The following is an 18,452-nucleotide window of genomic DNA, read 5'->3' on the forward strand; positions in this document are numbered from 1 at the left end:
AACGGGTCATGAGAGTCAGCGTTTTCGGTCTCGGCTACGTGGGCTGTGTGTCGGCCGCGTGCCTGGCCGACATGGGCCACGAGGTCATCGGCGTGGACGTCAGCCAGGTGAAGGTCGACCTGGTCAACGCCGGCAAGGCCCCGGTGGTCGAGGAGCGCATCGGCGAGCTCGTCGCCGACGTCGTGCGCAGCGGGGCGTTACGGGCCACCGGTGACGTGCGTGAGGCGATCGCGGGCAGCGACATCTCGCTGGTGTGCGTGGGCACCCCGTCGGAGCTCAACGGCAGTCTGTGCACCGCCTACTTGGAGCGGGTCACCGAGCAGATCGGCGCGGCGCTGGCCGAGGAGGGCGAGACGGGCGGCCGCGACAAGGGGCGCCGGCACACCGTGGTGTTCCGCAGCACCATGCTCCCGGGCACCTGTCTGAACCTGCTGGTGCCGATCCTGGAGAAGTACGTCGGCGGCACGGCCGGGGTGGACGTCGGCGTCGCGGTCAACCCGGAGTTCCTGCGGGAGGGCACGAGCGTCAAGGACTTCTTCGACCCGCCCAAGACCGTCATCGGAGAGCTCGACCCGGAGAGCGGCGACGCGGTGGCGGCGCTGTACGAGGGTCTGCCCGGCGAGGTGTTCCGGGTGCCGGTCCCCACGGCCGAGGCGATCAAGTACGCGGACAACGCCTTCCACGGCCTCAAGATCGGCTTCGCGAACGAGCTGGGCGCGGTGTGCCAGGCGCTCGGGGTGGACTCGCACCAGGTGATGGACGTGTTCCTGGCCGACCGCAAGCTGAACATCAGCCCCGCCTACCTGCGGCCGGGCTTCGCCTTCGGCGGTTCCTGCCTGCCCAAGGACCTGCGCAGCCTGGTCCACGCGGCGCGGCGGGCCGACGTCTCGGTGCCGATCCTGTCCCATGTGCTGCCCTCCAACTCCGACCATCTGCAGCGGGCGGTGGAGCTGGTCGAGCGCACCGGCAAGCGCCGGGCGGGGATCTTCGGGCTGTCCTTCAAGCCCGGCACCGACGACCTGCGTGAGAGTCCGCTCGTGGAGCTGGCGGAGCGGCTGTACGGCAAGGGGTACGACCTGAAGATCTACGACGCCAACGTGAGCCTGTCCCGGCTGCTCGGCGCGAACCGCGAGTACATCGAGAACCGGCTGCCGCACCTCGCGCAGCTGCTCGCGAACTCCGTCGACGAGGTGCTCGAACACTCCGAGGTGTGCCTGGTCGGGACCAGGGACCCGGCCGTGCTGTCGGCGCTGCCCCACGGGGACGGCCCGGTGATCGTCGACCTCATCCGCCTTCCCGACGCCGAGGCGCGTCAGTCCGAACCGGGGTACATGGGCCTTGCTTGGTGACAGATCGTTCGGTGGCAGAACGTCCGATGACCGGTCCTCCGGTGACGGACCGCGCGGTGGCACATCGCCTGATGACACATCAGCTGACAACACGACGTCCGCCGGCGGCGACCGGCCGGGCCGGCGTGCGCTGATCCTCGTGGAGAACCTGTCGGTGCCGTTCGACCGGCGGGTGTGGCAGGAGTGCACCACGTTGCGCGACGCGGGCTGGGAGGTGCACGTCGTCTGCCCGCGGGGGAGCAAGCGGGACACGGAGCCGGAGGCGGTGATCGACGGGGTGCGGATCCACCGCTACCCGTTGCGCGCGGCGACCGGCGGGCCGGCCGGCTATCTGCGGGAGTACGGGACGGCGCTGTGGCACACGGTCCGGCTGGCCCGCCGGGTCGGCCCGGTCGACGTGGTCCACGCCTGCAACCCGCCCGACCTGCTGTTCCTGCCGGCGCTGTGGCTGAAGCGGCGCGGGGCGCGGTTCGTCTTCGACCAGCACGACCTGGTGCCCGAGCTGTACCTGTCCCGGTTCGGGCGCGGCGAGGACCTGTTGCACCGCGCCGTGTGCGCGCTGGAACGGCTGACCTACCGGGCCGCGGACATCGTGCTCGCCACGAACGAGAGCTACCGGGACGTCGCCGTGCGCCGTGGCGGCCGGCGGACCTCGGACGTCTTCGTGGTGCGCAGCGCGCCCGACATCGACCGGTTCCACCCGGTGCCGCCGGAGCCGGAGTTGAAGCGCGGCAAGCCTCATCTGCTGTGCTATCTCGGGGTGATGGGCCCGCAGGACGGTGTCGACTACGCGCTGCGGGCCCTGGCGAGGCTGCGCGACGAGTTCGGGCGGACCGACTGGCACGCGGTGTTCGTGGGCGGCGGCGACACCTTCGACGCGATGGTGGAACTGGCCGACCGGCTCGGGCTTGCGGAGCAGGTGGAGTTCACCGGGCGCGTCCCGGACGCCGACCTGGTGCGCTACCTGTCCACCGCCGACGTGTGCCTCTCCCCCGACCCGCGCAATCCGCTCAACGACGTGTCGACCATGAACAAGGTCCTGGAGTACATGGTGATGGGCCGGCCGGTCGTCTCGTTCGACCTCAAGGAGGCGCGGGTCTCCGCCGGCGACGCGGCCGTCTACGCGCCCGCGAACGACGAGAGCGCGTTCGCCGGGCACATCGCGGGACTGCTGGACGATCCGGAGAAGCGGGCCCTGATGGGCAAGATCGGCCAGGAGCGGATCAGCGGGCCGCTGTCCTGGCGGAACTCGCAGGCGTCGCTGCTCGCCGCCTACGCCGCCGCCTGCCGTGGCCTCGCCGCGGCGCCGGCGGGCGGCCCGTACCGGCCGGGGAGAAGGCCGCGCCGTTGAGCGATGACACCATACGCCTGGTCACCGTCGGGCGGATCATCCGTCGGCGTGGGCGGCTGCTCGTCGTCCTCGCGGTGCTGGGCGCGCTCGTCGGCTACGGCGCCTCGCTGCTGTTCCCGCCGCGCTACACGACGTCGGCGTCTGTGCTGCTGCCGGGGGCGTGGGAGGAGCGTGAGCTGCTTACCCAGCAGGAGATCGCGACCAGTTCGGTGGTGGTCGACCGTGCGGCGGCCGAGCTGCGCTGGGCCGGGGTCGGCGGCGGCGAGCTGCGGGACCGGGTGAGCGCCGGCGCGGCCGACGGGAACATCATCAAGATCTCGGGCACCGCCGAGACCCCGGAGCGGGCGCAGCAGCTCGCCGACCAGGTGGCCCGGCAGTTCGTGGCGTACGCCGCGCGGGTCCTGGGCGACGGCGCGGGCTCCGCGGCGGCGGCGCGGCCCGAGGCGCTGCGGCAGCTGGTGGTGAAGACCAGCCGCCGCATCAACGAGCTGGCCGACGGGGCCGGTTCGGGGCAGAGTGTGGAGAGCGTGCAGACCCGCACCGAGCTCGCGAAGCTGCGCACCGCGCTGCAGGAGGCCGTCGACGAACTGGACAAGGCCGACCCCGCCACCCACAAGGCCGACATGGTCGTCATGGGGCCGGCGGCCCGGCCGACCGGTGAGGCGCCGCCGACGAGGACGCAGCTCGTCGGCGCCGGGGCGCTGCTGTTCTTCCTGCTCGCGGTGATCGCCCACCTCGCCGCCGCGCGGATGAGCCGTCGGCTGCGCACCGGGCCGGAGATCGCCTCGGCGCTGGGCGCGACGCTGCTGGGCGCGGTCGACGTGCCCGCCGAACGGCGTGCGCGCCGGCCGCGGGGCCGGGGCCGGGGGGCTTGGGTCCGCCGGCTGCTCGGCGTCGACGTCCGGTGGGACACGCCCGCCCCGAGGGCGGCCGGCGACGAGGCCGGCCGGCGGATCCGCTACCGGCGGGTGTGCGCCCGTCTCCGGGACCGCCTGCCCTCGTCCCGTGAGCTGCTGGTCGTGGTCCCCGACGGTGACGAGGTCGCCGGCCGGGCCGCCGGGCAGCTCGTCGCCGAGGCCGAGGGTGATCCGCGCTTGCGGGTCGTCGAGGTGTCGGTGGCCCGGCCGATGGTGCCGGACCGCGACGGCGAGGCGGGCGCCCTGTTCGTGCTCGGCGCGGGCGACTGGACCGCGGCGGAGCTCACGGGCGTCGCCGAGGCGTGCGCGGACGCCGGGCACGACGTCGTCGGCGTGGTCGTCGCCGGCACGGTACGGGCCGTCGCGGCGCGGTCCGCGGGCCGGTCCCGGTCCCGCGCCGCCGCCGCTTCGGCGGTCCCGGTCGGCAACGAGGCGACGGGGGGTGCGCGATGACGGCGGGTACGGCCGGGGGGCCGTCGGCCACCGCACCGCTGCTCGACCTGCAGACGCTGGTGGCGGCGGTGCGCAGGCGGCGGCGTCTGTGGAGTTCGGCGGCACTGCTGGGACTGCTCGTGGGCGCGGCGGTGGCGGTCCTGCTGCCACCGCCGCCGACCGCCGTCGTGAAGGTGCTGGTCGCGCATCAGCAGGACCAGCCGAACGACACAGGGACGCTGATCCGCACCGACGTCGCGCTGCTGCACACCACGCGCATCGCCGGCAAGGCCCTCCAGGCGATCGGGTCCACCGAGAAACCCGAGGACTTCATGGAGGACTACAAGGGCGCAGGTCTCACCAACAACCTGCTCCAGATCACCGTGACCGGGGACAGCGACGCACAGGCGGTGGCCCGTGCCCGCGCGCTGGCCGACGCGTTCGTCGCGGACCATGTCAGACGCATTCAGGAAGCCGCGAACGCCGAGGCCAAGACCCTCCTCGACCAGCGTGACCGCATACGCGAGGACCTCGCCGAGGTCGACAAGGCGATCGGCGAGGCATCGTCGCAGAGCGGGCCCAAGGCGTCGGCGAACATGGAGTCGCTCTTCGCCCGCCGCGCCGAACTCACCTCGCGCATAGCCGACTTCGGCCAGCGCGCCGCGGAGGCGCGCATCGGCACGCCGCAGCTCATCGCCGGCACGCAGATCGTCGACGCACCGCGCGCGGTGCGGCAGTCCCTGCTCAGGGCCGCCGCCACCGACGCCGTGATCGGGTTCGTTCTCGGTCTCGCCCTCGGGCTCGCGGTGTCGTCGGTCGGCGCGGTGGTGGCCGACCGACCCGTGCTGCGCCGCGACATCGCGGCGAACCTCGGCGTGTCGGTGATCACCGAGCTGCCCCGCCGGCCGGTCGGGCCGTGGCGTCGCCGGCGGGTACGGGCGGCACGTGAACGGCTCACCGCGTCCCTGACCCGCACCGTGCGGGACTCCACGGAAACGGTGTCGCTGCTGGAACTGGGGTGCGCGCACAGCGCGAGCGTGATCGCCCTGGACCTCGCCCGGGCGCTGGCGGCGGACGGCCCGGTGGCCGTCGTCGACGGACTGCCCGGCCCGCAGCTCTCCGGACGCCGCCCGAAACCCGGAGACCCGGCCGTGATCGGCGGCGAGCACGCCACGGCGGCGTCGCCGCAGGAGCTGAGGCTCGGCGTCGGCTCGGTGGCGCCCGGCACGGCGTGGACCGACCTGCGGTACCTCGGCACGCGGACGGTGCTCGTCGTGCGGGCCGGGCACGGCAGCGCCGCATGGCTGCACACGGTGGCGCGGCAGCTCGCGGAACAGCACATCGAGGTGATCGGCGTGGTGCTGATCGACCCCGATCCGCGGGACCGGACCGACGGGACCCTGTGGGACGGGCCGTACACCGCGCTGCGCGGCCACCACGAGCGGACGGCTCAGAGGAACGGAACGGGCCGGCACCGGACGGAGCGGCCGCCGACCTGGGCGGCACGGATCCCGGACAGCGACCAGAAGGCGCGGTAGGACATGTGTGGCATCGCAGGCACATACCGGTGGCCGGAGGGAAAGGCCGTGACCGACCGGCTCACCGAGGTCCTCGCCCACCGGGGTCCGGACGGGGCGGGCCGATACAGCCATCCCGCCGGTGACGGCGAAGTGCATCTGGGGCACCGCCGGCTGTCGATCATCGACCTGTCCCCGACGGGCGCCCAGCCGATGGTCTCGGACGGCCTGGTCCTGACGTACAACGGCGAGCTGTACAACGCGCCCGAGCTGCGTGCCGAGCTGACGGCCGCGGGGGCGCGCTTCCGGGGCACCTCCGACACCGAGGTGCTGCTGGAGGCCTGGCGGCGCTGGGGCACGGACTGTCTGCCCCGGCTGCGCGGCATGTTCGCGTTCGGGGTCTTCGACGAGCGCACCGGTGAACTGGTGCTCGCCCGCGACCAGTTGGGCATCAAGCCGCTGTTCCTGATCCGGCGCGGCGAGGGTCTGGTGTTCGCCTCGGAGCTCAAGGCGCTGGCCGCCGTGACGGGCGGGTCGCTCGAGGTGGACCACGCGGCGCTGGTGGCCTCGCTGCTGTACTACTGGGTGCCCGACACGCGGTGCGCCTTCCGCGAGGCGGAGAAGCTGCCGCCGGGGAGCTGGCTGAGGTGCCGGCCCGACGGCCGGGTGGAGCGCGGCCGGTACTGGAACCTGAAGGACGTGGCCGCCGAGGGCCGGGAGCGGGCCCGGGCCGGTGAGCGGCCCGACCTGGCCGCCGTGGTCGAGGAGTCGACCCGGCGGCATCTGCTCTCCGACGTGCCCGTGGCGACGTTCCTGTCCGGCGGCCTCGACTCCAGCTATCTGACCGCGCTGGCGGCCCGGCACCGGCCCGGGATCTCCGCCTACACCATCGGGTTCCGCGCCGAGGACGCCAGGTTCGAGGCGATGCCGGACGACCTGCGCTACGCACGGCGGGTCGCCGAGCGGTTCGGCGTCGACCTGCACGAGATCGAGATCGCCCCGGACGTGCTCGACCTGCTGCCGCGCATGACGTACCACCTGGACGAGCCGATCGGCGACCCCGCCGCGATCAACACGTTCCTGATCTGCTCGGCGGCCCGGGAAGCCGGGGTCAAGGTGATGCTCTCCGGGATGGGCGCCGACGAGTTGTTCGCCGGCTACCGCAAGCACCTGGCCAACCTGATCGCGCTGCGCTACCAGCGCGTCCCGCGGCCGCTGCGGCGCGGGGTGTCCGCGGCCGTGGACCGGCTGCCGGTCGCCTCGGCCCGCCGCGGGTACCGGTCGGTGCGCTTCGCGAAGCGGTTCCTGTCCTTCGCGGGGCTGCCGGAGGAGACCGCGTTCCGTCGCAGCTACACCTTGTACGACCAGGACGAGCTGCTCGCCCTGGTCGATCCCGACCTGGCGGGGACCGTCGACGACGTGCTGACAGAGCACGCGGACGTCTACCGGGACAACGGCCTCGACGACTTCGTCAACCGCATGTGCCTCGCCGACGCCCGCATGTTCCTGCCGGGCCTGAACCTCGCCTACACCGACCGCTCCAGCATGGCCGCGTCGACCGAGGTGCGGGTGCCGTACGTGGACGTCGAGGTGGTCGAGGCGGCGTTCGCCGTGCCGGGCGACCGGAAGATCGTCGGACGGCAGGGCAAGGCCGTCCTGAAGGAGGCGGCCACGTCGATCCTGCCCAGGGAGATCGTCTACCGGCCGAAGGGCCTGTTCAGCGCCCCGCTGCGGGCCTGGATGAGCCGTGACCTGGCGCCGCTGGTGCGCGAGGTGGTCGACGACGGGGTGCTCGTCCGTTCCGGGTTCCTGCGCCGCGACGCGCTGGCGCGCATGGTCGCCGAGGACGCCGCCGGGCAGCGGGACTTCTCCAAGCACCTGTGGCATGTGCTGACCCTCGAGTACTGGTATCGCGACGCGACCTCCGGGTCCGGCCAGAGCACTCGCTTGACGGCGTAGGAATCAGAGGAGTTCGGGTGAAACAGGTCGTGCAGAACTACAAGAGCGGCGAGCTGGCGGTGCTCGACGTGCCGGCGCCGGGGTGCAAGCCGGGCGGGGTGCTGGTGCGTACCGCCTACTCGCTGATCTCCACGGGGACCGAGCTGATGAAGGTCTCCGAGGCGGGCATGTCGATGCTGGGCAAGGCCCGCTCCCGTCCCGACCAGGTCGCCAAGGTCGTGCAGAGCGTGGCGACCAACGGGGTGCCCGCGACCTACCGCAAGGTGATGGGCAAGCTGGACTCCTACACGCCGCTGGGCTACTCGCTGTGCGGGGTGGTCGAGGAGGTCGGCGCGGGCATCGACGACGTGAAGGCCGGCGACCTCGTCGCCTGCGCCGGCAACGAGCACGCGTTGCACGCCGAGTTGAACTGGGTGCCGAGGAACCTCTACACGCCGGTGCCGGACGGGCTCGCGCCGCGGCACGCGGCCTTCGGCACCGTCGGGTCGATCGCGTTGCAGGGCGTCCGCCAGGGCGAGCCGCGGCTCGGCGAGGTGGCGCTGGTCGTCGGACTCGGTCTGATCGGGCAGTTGGTGGTGCAGCTGCTGGCCGCCTCGGGGGTCCGCGTCGTCGGGGCCGACCCCGATCCGGCGCGCTGCGAGCTCGCCGAGCGGCTGGGCGCGGCGGCCTGCGGCGATCCCGGCTCGGCGGCCGTGGAGGGCGCCGTCGCCGAACTCACCGGCGGCCACGGGGTGGACCAGGTGTATCTGGCCGCCGGCGGCGGGAGCAACCAGCCCGTCGAGCTGGCCGCGCGGCTGAGCCGCGACCGCGGCCGGGTCGTCGACATCGGCAAGTGCAGCCTGGACCTGCCGTGGAACGCGTACTACGAGAAGGAGCTCGACGTCCGTTTCTCCCGCAGCTACGGCCCCGGGCGCTACGACCCGGAGTACGAGCTGGAGGGCCGGGACTACCCGATCGGCTACGTCCGCTGGACCGAGCGGCGCAACCTGGCGTGCTTCCTCGACCTCGTCGCCCGCGGCCATGTCGACGTGGAGCCCCTGGTGTCACACGTCGCCGACTTCGACGACGCCGTCGAGACGTATCAGGGCCTGAAGGACGGCGAGTTGAAGGCCGTGGCCGTGCTGTTCCGGTACCCGGGGCAGGTCGTGGAGGCGGCGGCCCCGGCGGTGGCCGTGCCCACGGTGAGCGTGAAGCCGCGTCCGGTCCGGGCGGCCACGACGCCGGTGCGCCTCGCGTTCGTCGGCGCGGGGAACTACGCGACGTCGATGCTGCTGCCGCACCTGGCCCGCCGCGACGGCGTGGAGCTGTCGGCCGTCGTCACCACGACGGCGCTGTCCGCGGCCAACGCGCGGCGCAAGTTCGGCTTCGCCGCGGCGACCACCGACCTCGACGCAGTGCTCGGCGACGAGTCCGTCGACGCGGTGTTCGTGGTCACCCGCCACAGCTCGCACGCCGAACTGACGCGCAGGGCGCTCCTGGCCGGCAAGGCGGTGTTCGTGGAGAAGCCGCTGGCGCTCACCGAGGACGAGCTGGCCGGTGTTCTCGCGGCTGTCGGGGAGTCGGGCAACGACCGGCTGCAGGTGGGCTTCAACCGCCGGTTCGCGCCGCTGCTGCGGGAGGCCAAGGAGCGCTTCGGCGCCCGCAGCGGTCCGGCGAACCTGCGTTACCTGGTCAACGCGGGCCGGCTCGCGCACGGCAGCTGGTACCTCCGGCAGGGCACCGAGGGTTCGCGGTTCGCCGGCGAGGGCGGGCACTTCATCGACACGGCGAGCTGGCTGCTGGAGGCCGACCCGGTCTCGGTGTACGCGGTCGCCCCGTCCGGCAACGAGGACCTGAACGTCGTACTGCGCTACCCGGACGGGTCCACCGCCACGCTCAGCTATGTCACCACCGGCCCGTCCGGCTTCCCCAAGGAGACACTGGACCTGGTCGCGGACGGCAAGGCGCTGCGGCTGGACGACTTCGCCCGCGCCTCGGTGTACGACGGCCGCCGCAGGCAGTGGGTCGGTTCGCGGCTGCACAGGGCCCGGGACAAGGGCCAGAACGCCGAGCTGGCCGCGTTCGTCAAGGCCGTGCGGACCGGCGGGCCGATGCCGGTGCCGCTCCAGTCGCTGGTCGCCACCACGGCGGCGACCCTCGCCGTGCACACCGGTCTGGCGAGCGGTGCGCCGGTGACGTTGGAGCGGACGCGATGACCCTGAGCCCGGGGAGTCCGGGATGGTACCTGCGGCGGCTGTCCCGGATGGGACCGGCGGAGGTCGCGGGCCGGGTGAGCGACACGGTGCGCAGACGGCGGTGGCGCTCGGCGCCGCCCGACTGCCCACGCGTGACCGGCGCCCGGTTCACGGCGGTGCTGCCCGCGGGGACGGTCGCCGAGGTGCCGCCGGACGCGGTGAAGCGGCTCGTCGCCGAGGCGGACCGGCTGATGGACGGGCACGCCGAGTACTTCGGGGTGGTCCGCGACGACATGGCCGACCCGGACTGGTCGTGGGACCCGAAGACGGGGCGCCGGGCGCCTCAGGGCCACGCCTTCGACGTGCCGTACCGGGACGAGGACGCGGTCGGGGACATCAAGCAGATCTGGGAGCCGTCCCGGCACCAGTACCTCACGGTGCTCGCCGCGGCCTACGCGGTCACCGGCGACGAGCGGTACGCCGAGCGGGTGGCGGCGCACCTGCGGTCGTGGTGGGCGGCCAACGCGCCGCTGCGCTCGGTGCACTGGACCAGCGGCATCGAGCTGGGGATCAGGCTGCTGTCCTGGGTGTGGATCCGCCGGCTGCTCGACGGCTGGCCGGGCGCGCCCGGACTGTTCGAGGACAACCGGGTGGCGGTGAACCAGATCTGGCACCACCAGCGCTGGCTGGCCGCCTTCCCCAGCCGGGGGTCCTCGGCGAACAACCACGTGATCGCCGAGGCCGCCGGGCAGTTCGCCGCGGCCTGCGCGTTCGGCTGGTTCCCCTCCTCGGCGCGGTGGCGGGCCGACGCGCTGACGTCGCTGGAACGGCATCTGCGCGGCAACACCTTCCCCTCGGGCCTCAACCGCGAGCTGGCGAGCGAGTACCACGGACTGGTGCTGGAACTCGGCCTGGCCGCACTCGCCGAGGCGGACGCGGCGGGCGTGCCGGTTCCGGCGACCGTACGGCTGGTGCTGCTGCGGATGACGGACGCGCTCGCGGCCGTCGTGGACAACCGGCTGCGGCCGCCGCGCCAGGGGGACGGGGACGACGGGCACGGTCTGGTCGTGGACGGCGCGGGCACCGACCGCTGGGCCTCGCTGCTGGCCACCGGGGACGCCGTGTTCGGCAGGCTCGCCTGGTGGCCGGCGGTGACCGGCGCCGATGTGCGCACCCCGCTGCTGGCCGCGCTGATCCGGCCGTACGCGACGAAGGGGACCGCGCGCCCGGCGAGCCGGCCGGGCCACTTCGCCGACGCCGGCCTGACCGTCCTGCGCGGTCCCGGGGAGATCTGGTGCCGCTGCGACGGCGGCCCGCACGGGTTCCTGTCCATCGCCGCGCACGCTCACGCGGACGCGCTGTCCTTGGAGGTCCGGCACGACGGGGTCGACCTGCTCGCCGATCCGGGGACGTACTGCTACCACGGGCAGGCGCAGTGGCGGCGGTACTTCCGGTCGACCCTCGGCCACAACACCCTGCAACTGGACGGCGAGGACCAGTCCGTCTCCGGCGGCCCGTTCCTGTGGACCCGGCACGCCCGCAGCCGCGTCCTGGTCGCGGACCCGTGCGACGCCTCCGGCGGGGGGACGGCCCGCTGGTGCGCCGAGCACGACGGCTACCGGCCCTCCACGCACCGCCGCCGGGTGGAACTGACGGCAGCGAGCCGGGAGTTGAGGGTGGTCGACGAGGTCCGCGGCGGACACGGCCGACGCCGGACCGTGCGGCTCGCCTTCCACCTCGGCCCGGCGATCGCCGCGGACCTGGTCGACGACCGGGCGGAACTCACCTGGACCCGGGACGGCGAGGAGCGCTCCGCGACGCTCCACCTGCCCGGGCGGCTGCGCTGGCGGGCGCACCGCGGTGAGAGCGACCCGCCGCTGGGCTGGTACTCCCCCGGCTTCGGGCGCAAGGAGCCCGCCACGACGCTCGTCGGCACCGGTCTCGCCGACGGCGCGGCGGAGTTCACCACCGTACTCAGGTTCCACGGTTAGGCAGGGGTGAGGGGGAACGTGCGGATCGAGGGGCGGCACCGGGCGTTCGCCGTGGCACCGCTGGCGCTGGCCCTGCTGGCGGCGACCGGCTGCGAGAGCGCGCCGGACGCGACGCCGAATCCGAGCGCGCGGCGGAGTGCGTCCGTCGCGCCCGCCTCGGTGGCACGGGTGTGCGCCGCGCCCGCGGCCGGGCCCGCGAAGGCGCCGGCGGGAGCGGTGACGGTCGACCCCGCGGTGCTCGGCGACCTGGCGGCGAAGACCGAGAGCAGCCCGCCGCACACCACGTTCTGGCTTCGGCCCGGCCGACACCTGCTGGAGCCGGACCGCTACGCCCAGGTGATGCCGAAGGAGGGGAACACCTACCTCGGCGCGCCGGGCGCGGTGCTCGACGGCCGGAAGACCAACCAGTACGCGTTCGGCGGCACCGCCCGGGGCGTCACCATCGGCCATCTGACCGTGCAGGGCTTCGTCGCGCCGCACGACGAGGGCGTGGTCAACCATGACATGGCCGACGGGTGGGTGATCGAGCACGCGAAGATCCAGTACAACTCCGGCGCCGGGCTGATGGCCGGGGCCCGCCAGCGGGTCCGCGCCAACTGCCTGCGCGGCAACGGCCAGTACGGCATGAACGCGTACAAGACCGGTGACTCGATACGCGGTCTGCTGGTCGAGGGCAACGAGATCGTGGGCAACAACACCGACGACTGGGAGCGCCGGCGGCCGGGCTGCGGCTGCACCGGAGGCGTCAAGTTCTGGGCGGTCGACGGCGCCGACGTGCGCGGCAACTGGGTGCACGACAACCGCGGGGCCGGGTTGTGGGCGGACAACAACAACAACGACTTCCTGGTCGAGAACAACGTGCTGGAGGCCAACGACGGCGCCGCGCTGATGTACGAGACCAGCTACAACGCGATCATCCGGAACAACATGATCCGGCGGAACAACTGGGTCGAGGGCCGCAGCGGCGCCGAGCGCGGGGACAGCTTCCCGTTCGCGGCCGTCTACGTGTCGGAGTCCGGCGGCGAGCCCCGGATACCGGCCCGCACGGACAAGATCGAGATCTACCGGAACGTGCTGAAGGACAACTGGTCCGGGATCACCCTGTGGGAGAACGCCGACCGGTACTGCAACAGCCCGGCCAACACCTCGACGGGCTACTGCACGTTGCTGGTGAAGGACACCGGCAGATGCACCCGGCCGGCGATCGCCGTCGCGCCGCTCTACGCGGACTGCCGGTGGAAGACCCAGCGGGTGGACATCCGCGGCAACCGCTTCGCCCTGGACACCTCCGTCGTCGAGTGCGCGGCGCAGTGCGGCCGCATGGCGGTGCTCTCCAACTACGGCACGTACCCGGACTGGTCGCCGTACAAGGGCAAGCGGGTGGCCGAGGCGATCACCCTCAAGCAGGGCAACCGCTGGCACGACAACGTCTACCGCGGGCCGTGGAGCTTCGTCACCGACGACCAGAGCCGGACGCTGGACTTCGCCCAGTGGCAGGGCACGCCGTACCGGCAGGACGCGGGCAGCACCCTCGACCCGAGGGACGGTGGCTGACATGGCCGGCGACCGCCCACTCATGGGAGAGGACCGCGCCCCGAGCCGTGGGGGCCACGGAGCGACGGGTGGCGACGGCGCACCCACGGGCGGGGACCGCACGCCGAAGGCCGTCGGGATCGCCTGGGCCATGCTGGGGCTCAACACGCTCGGCTCCGCCGGGGCGAAGACCGTCGTCCCGCTGCCCCGCTCCCTCATCCAGATGGCCACCATGGGCGCGCTGGTCGCCGCGTTCACGCTGGCGCTCCTGCTCAATGTCCGGCTGCTCGTCCGGCCCAGCGCCTTCGTGTTCCTGCTCACCCTGCTGCTGGTGCCGAGCGTGATCTCCAGCGCCGATCCGCAGTCCGGGCTCGGCGCGCTGTTCCGCTGCGCCCGGCTGGTCGTCTTCGTCGCCACGCTGTGGCTGCTCAGCCGCTGGTGGGACGGCGGCCTGACGTTCGTCCGCTACCACATCCGGATGTACTTCGCGGTGCTCGTGCTGGTGGCCGCCGGGCTGGCCGTCTCGCCCGGCACGGCCATGCCCGAGTACTACGGCGGACGGCTGGTCGGCGCGCTGTGGCCGCTGACACCGCCGCAGATCGGACAGTACTCGGCGGTGATCATCGGGCTGACCGTGCTGCTCCTCATGGGCCGCCGGACCACCGGGGCGGGCGCGGCGGCGGTCATCGTGCCGGCGCTCGTCCTGCTCGCGTTGACCCATACCCGGACGGCCACGCTCGGCCTGCTCATCGGGCTGACGCTGGCGATCGGCTCGCTCGTCCTGACCAGCGCCGCCGCCCGCCGGTTCTTCACCTGGGCGGTGGTGTGCGCCCTGGTGGCGGCGGTGGCGTTCAGTTCCGCGCTGCGGGCGTGGTTCCTGCGCGGGCAGAGCAAGGAGAACTTCTCCAACCTCACCGGCCGGGCCAAGGTGTGGGACGCCCTGCTGGCGGCGCCCCGGACCACGGAGGAGAGGTTGTTCGGCGTGGGCCTGGGCGACAAGTCGTTCGACGGGCTGCCCATCGACAACAGCTGGCTCGCCGTCTACCTCGAACAGGGGCTGACCGGCGTCGCCATCGTGGCGGCCGCCCTCCTCGTGCTGGGCGGCGTGGCCCTGCTGCGGCCGCCGTCGCTGCCGAGGGCCTGCGCGATCTTCCTGATCAGCTACGTCGCGCTCTCGTCGTACACCGAGGCCGGGCTGGGCGACGCGTCGCCGTACCTGCTGCACCTGGCGCTGGCCGCCACCCTGCTGGCGGCGCCCGCCCCGACCGCGCCCCTTCCGGCGCCCGAAGTCCCCCGCCGACGCATCCCGAAATGGGTCCGCAGAACGGAGGTGACCTGACCGTGCGAGGCCTGCACGTGCTGGTACTGCACAACCACTACTCCTCGGCGCAGCCGAGCGGGGAGAACAGGGTCGTCGAGCAGGAGGTGGGGCTGCTGCGTGCGGCCGGGCACCGGGTGGAGGTGTTCGAGCGGCGCAGCGACGACATCGCCTCCCGGTCCCTGCTGGGCAAGGCGGCGGTGCCGCTGCTGGTGCCCTGGAACCCGGCGGTCCGCTCCGAGCTCACCGCCCGGCTCCGCGCCGAGCGGCCGGACGTGGTCCACGTCCACAACGTCTTCCCGCTGCTGTCGCCCGCGGTGCTGGCCGCCTGCGCCGACGCGGGCGTGCCCGCCGTCGCGACGCTGCACAACTACACCCAGATCTGTCCGCCCGGCACGCTGCGGCGGGACGGCCGGCTGTGCACCGAGTGCGTCGGTCCTGCGGTGCCGCTGCCCGCGGTCCGGCACGGCTGCTACCGGAGTTCCCGGCTGGCGACGGTGCCGCTCGCGGTGAGTCTGTCGGTCAACCGGCGGCGGTGGCAATCGGGGGTGGAGCGGTTCTTCTGCATCTCCGAGGCGCAGCGCGACATCCTGGTGCGGGCCGGCATGCCGGCCGAGCGTCTGGCGGTGAAGCACAACTTCGTGCCCGAGCCGGGCGTCCGCCGGGCGGGCGCCGGCGAGCAGTTGCTCTTCCTGGGCCGGATGGCGGAGGCCAAGGGGGTGCGGCTGCTCATGGCCGCGTGGGACGAGGTCGCCGCCTCCGGCGGGGTGGGCGTGCCGCTCGTGCTCGCCGGGGCGGGGCCGCTGGAGCGGGAGGTGACCGCCTGGGCGGAGGGCCGGGGCGATGTGCGCTTCGCCGGTCTGCTCGACCCGGACCGGTGCCGCTACGAGATCGCGCGTTCGGTCGCCGTGGTGGCTCCCTCGATGGCTCTGGAGACGTTCGGCCTGGTGGTCGCGGAGGCGATGGCGGCGGGGGTGCCGGCCGTCGCCGCCGGTCACGGCGCGTTCGTGGAACTCGTCGAGGACGGGGTGAGCGGGCTGCTGCACCGGCCGGGCGAGGCCGCCTCGCTGGCGGCATGTCTGCGCCGGATCACGGCCGCCCCGGACCGCAACCGGGAGATGGGCCGGGCGGCCCGGCGGCGTTACGAGCAGGAGTTCAGCCCGGTGGTCGGGCTGGAGCGCCTGGTGGAGGGGTACCGCTCCGCGATCGCGGGCCGGACGGAATCAATGGGGGGCAGTAGATGACACGATGCCGACTCTGCGGCTCGGAAGCGATGGCGAGCGTCGTCGACCTGGGGGCGACGCCGCCGTGCGAGAGCTTCCTCGCCGCGGACCGACTGGACCGGCCGGAACCGGCGTACCCGCTGCATCTGCGGGTCTGCACCGACTGCTGGCTCGCGCAGATCCCGCCGCTGATCACCCCGGAGGAGACGTTCGAGGAGTACGCGTACTTCTCCTCGTACTCGACGTCCTGGGTGGAGCACGCGCGCACGTTCGTCGCCGACGCCGTGCGGCGGCTGGGGCTCGGGGCCGACGCCTTCGTGGTGGAGGTCGCGAGCAACGACGGGTATCTGCTGCGGCACGTGGTGGACCGCGGGATCCGCTGCCTGGGCGTCGAGCCGTCGGTGAACGTCGGGGCGGCGGCGCGGGACGCGGGAGTGCCCACGCTCACGGAGTTCCTGAGCCCGGAGACCGGCACGGCCGTGCGCGCCGAGCACGGCCCGGCGGACCTGGTCGTCGCGAACAACGTGTACGCGCACATCCCCGACGTCGTCGGGTTCACGCGGGGGCTGCGCGCCCTGGTCGCCGACGACGGCTGGGTCTCCGTCGAGGTGCAGCACCTGCTGACCCTGATCGAGGAGAACCAGTACGACACGATCTATCACGAGCACTTCCAGTACTACACGGTCGCGTCCGCGATCCGGGCGCTGGCGAGCGGCGGACTCGCCCTCGTGGACGTGGAGTTGCTGCCCACGCACGGCGGCTCCATCCGGCTGTGGGCCCGCCCGGCCGAGGTGGCCGGCGAGCCGACACAGCGGGTGACGGACGTGCTGGCCCGGGAGAAGGCCGCCGGGCTGCAGGAGCTGTCCGGGTACACCGAGTTCTCCGCCCGGGTGGCCAAGGTGCGCCGGGACCTGCTGAAGTTCCTCATCGAGGCGGCCGAGCGCGGCGAGACGGTCGTCGGCTACGGCGCCCCGGGCAAGGGCAACACCCTGCTCAACCACTGCGGCATCCGGCCCGACCTGCTCCCCTACACGGTCGACCGCAACCCCTACAAGCACGGCAGGTTCACCCCGGGCACCCGCATCCCGGTCCTGCCGCCCGAGCGGATCGCCGCGGACAAGCCGGACTACGTCCTGGTCCTGCCGTGGAACCTGCGGGCCGAGCTGACCGAGCAGTTGTCCTACGTGCACGACTGGGGCGGCCGGCTCGTCTTTCCCATACCGGAACTGAGCATTGTCGAGGTCGAGCGGTGAAGGTCGTACTGTTCTGCGGCGGTTACGGGATGCGGATGCGCAACGGGTCCTCCGACGACGTGCCCAAGCCGATGGCGATGGTCGGCCCCCGGCCGCTGATCTGGCACGTCATGCGCTACTACGCGCACTTCGGGCACACGGAGTTCATCCTGTGCCTGGGGTACGGGGCGCACCACATCAAGGACTTCTTCCTCAACTACGAGGAGACGACGTCCAACGACTTCGTACTGCGGGGCGGGCGGACGGAGTTGCTGTCCACCGACATCGCGGACTGGACGATCACGTTCGCGCAGACCGGCATCGAGTCGCCGATCGGGGAGCGGCTGCGCCGCGTACGCCACCACCTGGACGGCGACGAGATGTTCCTCGCCAACTACGCCGACGTGCTCACCGACGCCCCGCTGCCGGAGATGATCGACCGGTTCGCCCGGCGTGACGCAGGCGCGTCGATGATGGTGGTGCCGCCGCAGTCGTCGTTCCACTGCGTGGACCTCGGCGAGGACGGCCTGGTGGGGGGCATCACCGCGGTGAGCGACATGCCGCTGTGGGAGAACGGCGGTTACTTCGTGCTCCGCCAGGAGGTCTTCGACCACATCCCGGAGGGCGGGGACCTGGTCGCGGACGGCTGCGCACAACTCGCCAAACAGGGGCGGCTGTTGGCACACCAGCACCGCGGCTTCTGGAAGCCCACCGACACCGTGAAGGAACGGGCCGCGCTCGACGAGGCCTACGCGCGGGGCGACCGCCCGTGGGCCGTGTGGGAGCGGGACGGCGCGGGGGTGAGCGCGTGATCCGTCTCGGGGCCGGGCCGCTGGAGCGGATCGTCGCGGTGGGCGCGCACTGCGACGACATCGCCATCGGCGCCGGCGGCACGCTGCTGACGCTGTGCCTGGCGCGGCCGGGCGTCCGCGTCGACGCGCTGGTGCTGTCCGGAGGCGGCGGCGAGCGGGAGCAGGAGGAGCGGGCCGCGCTCGCCGCCTTCTGCCCGGGCGCCGACCTTCGGCTGACCGTGCACAAGCTGCCCGACGGCCGGCTGCCCGCGCACTGGGAGGAGGCCAAGGCCGCGGTCGAGGAGCTGCGCCTGCGGACCGACCCGGATCTGGTCCTGGCTCCGCGCGCCGACGACGCGCACCAGGACCACCGCGGCCTGGCGCGGCTCGTGCCCACGGCGTTCCGCGACCATCTGGTCCTCGGCTACGAGATCGTCAAGTGGGACGGCGATCTCGGCCGTCCGTCGGTGTACCAGCCGCTGTCGCAGGAGACGGCCGAGGAGAAGGTGCGGCTGCTGCAGGAGCACTACCCCTCGCAGCGGCATCGGCCCTGGTACGACCGCGAGGCCTTCCTCGGTCTCGCGCGGATCCGCGGCATCGAATGCCACGAGCGTTACGCCGAGGCGTTCGCCGTCACCAAACTCACGCTCAACCTGGGGGGTTGA

13 protein-coding genes are annotated in these 18,452 nt (G+C 73.1%); all 13 read left to right on the forward strand.

Annotated elements, in window-relative coordinates; all coding sequences use genetic code 11:
- Positions 1-8: 8 nt before the first annotated feature.
- The 13 genes from ACFYXA_RS09470 (at position 9) to ACFYXA_RS09530 (ending at position 18,452) form a co-directional block, all read left to right on the forward strand.
- Complete coding sequence (locus ACFYXA_RS09470) at positions 9-1,349, forward strand: nucleotide sugar dehydrogenase (protein WP_389030158.1); 1,341 nt, start codon at positions 9-11, stop codon at positions 1,347-1,349.
- 133 nt (positions 1,350-1,482) lie between these two features.
- On the forward strand, positions 1,483-2,700 hold the full coding sequence (locus tag ACFYXA_RS09475; protein ID WP_389031650.1) for a glycosyltransferase family 4 protein: 1,218 nt from the start codon (positions 1,483-1,485) through the stop codon (positions 2,698-2,700).
- On the forward strand, positions 2,697-4,070 hold the full coding sequence (locus ACFYXA_RS09480) for a polysaccharide biosynthesis protein (RefSeq protein WP_389030161.1): 1,374 nt from the start codon (positions 2,697-2,699) through the stop codon (positions 4,068-4,070). The genes ACFYXA_RS09475 and ACFYXA_RS09480 overlap by 4 nt, the downstream gene beginning before the upstream one ends.
- Positions 4,067-5,587, forward strand: a complete 1,521-nt coding sequence (locus ACFYXA_RS09485; RefSeq protein WP_389030164.1) for a Wzz/FepE/Etk N-terminal domain-containing protein — start codon at positions 4,067-4,069, stop codon at positions 5,585-5,587. Before ACFYXA_RS09480 ends, ACFYXA_RS09485 begins: the two co-directional genes overlap by 4 nt.
- Positions 5,588-5,590: 3 nt before the next feature.
- Positions 5,591-7,525: an asparagine synthase (glutamine-hydrolyzing) gene (asnB, locus tag ACFYXA_RS09490; protein ID WP_351332389.1), complete on the forward strand. Its 1,935-nt coding sequence runs from the start codon at positions 5,591-5,593 to the stop codon at positions 7,523-7,525.
- A 17-nt stretch (positions 7,526-7,542) separates the two neighbouring features.
- Complete coding sequence (locus ACFYXA_RS09495; protein WP_352248758.1) at positions 7,543-9,720, forward strand: bi-domain-containing oxidoreductase; 2,178 nt, start codon at positions 7,543-7,545, stop codon at positions 9,718-9,720.
- The gene (locus tag ACFYXA_RS09500; protein ID WP_389030169.1) at positions 9,717-11,690 is read left to right on the forward strand and encodes an alginate lyase family protein; all 1,974 of its coding nucleotides are present in this window, start codon (positions 9,717-9,719) and stop codon (positions 11,688-11,690) included. The genes ACFYXA_RS09495 and ACFYXA_RS09500 overlap by 4 nt, the downstream gene beginning before the upstream one ends.
- Positions 11,691-11,708: 18 nt before the next feature.
- Entirely contained in the window at positions 11,709-13,244 is a 1,536-nt protein-coding gene (locus tag ACFYXA_RS09505; RefSeq protein WP_389031653.1) for a right-handed parallel beta-helix repeat-containing protein, read from the forward strand.
- Positions 13,245-13,374: 130 nt separating this feature from the next.
- Positions 13,375-14,562: an O-antigen ligase domain-containing protein gene (locus ACFYXA_RS09510; protein ID WP_389031656.1), complete on the forward strand. Its 1,188-nt coding sequence runs from the start codon at positions 13,375-13,377 to the stop codon at positions 14,560-14,562.
- A gap of 11 nt (positions 14,563-14,573) precedes the next feature.
- Complete coding sequence (locus ACFYXA_RS09515) at positions 14,574-15,785, forward strand: glycosyltransferase (RefSeq protein WP_352248822.1); 1,212 nt, start codon at positions 14,574-14,576, stop codon at positions 15,783-15,785.
- On the forward strand, positions 15,782-17,017 hold the full coding sequence (locus tag ACFYXA_RS09520; RefSeq protein ID WP_389030172.1) for a class I SAM-dependent methyltransferase: 1,236 nt from the start codon (positions 15,782-15,784) through the stop codon (positions 17,015-17,017). Before ACFYXA_RS09515 ends, ACFYXA_RS09520 begins: the two co-directional genes overlap by 4 nt.
- On the forward strand, positions 17,014-17,808 hold the full coding sequence (locus tag ACFYXA_RS09525; RefSeq protein ID WP_352248766.1) for a glucose-1-phosphate cytidylyltransferase: 795 nt from the start codon (positions 17,014-17,016) through the stop codon (positions 17,806-17,808). The genes ACFYXA_RS09520 and ACFYXA_RS09525 overlap by 4 nt, the downstream gene beginning before the upstream one ends.
- On the forward strand, positions 17,805-18,452 hold the full coding sequence (locus tag ACFYXA_RS09530; protein WP_389030176.1) for a PIG-L deacetylase family protein: 648 nt from the start codon (positions 17,805-17,807) through the stop codon (positions 18,450-18,452). The genes ACFYXA_RS09525 and ACFYXA_RS09530 overlap by 4 nt, the downstream gene beginning before the upstream one ends.

Origin of the sequence: Streptomyces sp. NPDC002566 (assembly GCF_042889585.1) — a bacterium.
GTDB lineage: Bacteria > Actinomycetota > Actinomycetes > Streptomycetales > Streptomycetaceae > Streptomyces.

Coding starts and splice junctions, on each gene's coding strand:
- ACFYXA_RS09470 (WP_389030158.1), top strand. CDS start 9: ATGAGAGTCAGCGTTTTCGGTCTCGGCTACGTGGGCTGTGTGTCGGCC.
- ACFYXA_RS09500 (WP_389030169.1), top strand. CDS start 9,717: ATGACCCTGAGCCCGGGGAGTCCGGGATGGTACCTGCGGCGGCTGTCC.
- ACFYXA_RS09520 (WP_389030172.1), top strand. CDS start 15,782: ATGACACGATGCCGACTCTGCGGCTCGGAAGCGATGGCGAGCGTCGTC.
- ACFYXA_RS09510 (WP_389031656.1), top strand. CDS start 13,375: ATGCTGGGGCTCAACACGCTCGGCTCCGCCGGGGCGAAGACCGTCGTC.
- ACFYXA_RS09485 (WP_389030164.1), top strand. CDS start 4,067: ATGACGGCGGGTACGGCCGGGGGGCCGTCGGCCACCGCACCGCTGCTC.
- asnB (WP_351332389.1), top strand. CDS start 5,591: ATGTGTGGCATCGCAGGCACATACCGGTGGCCGGAGGGAAAGGCCGTG.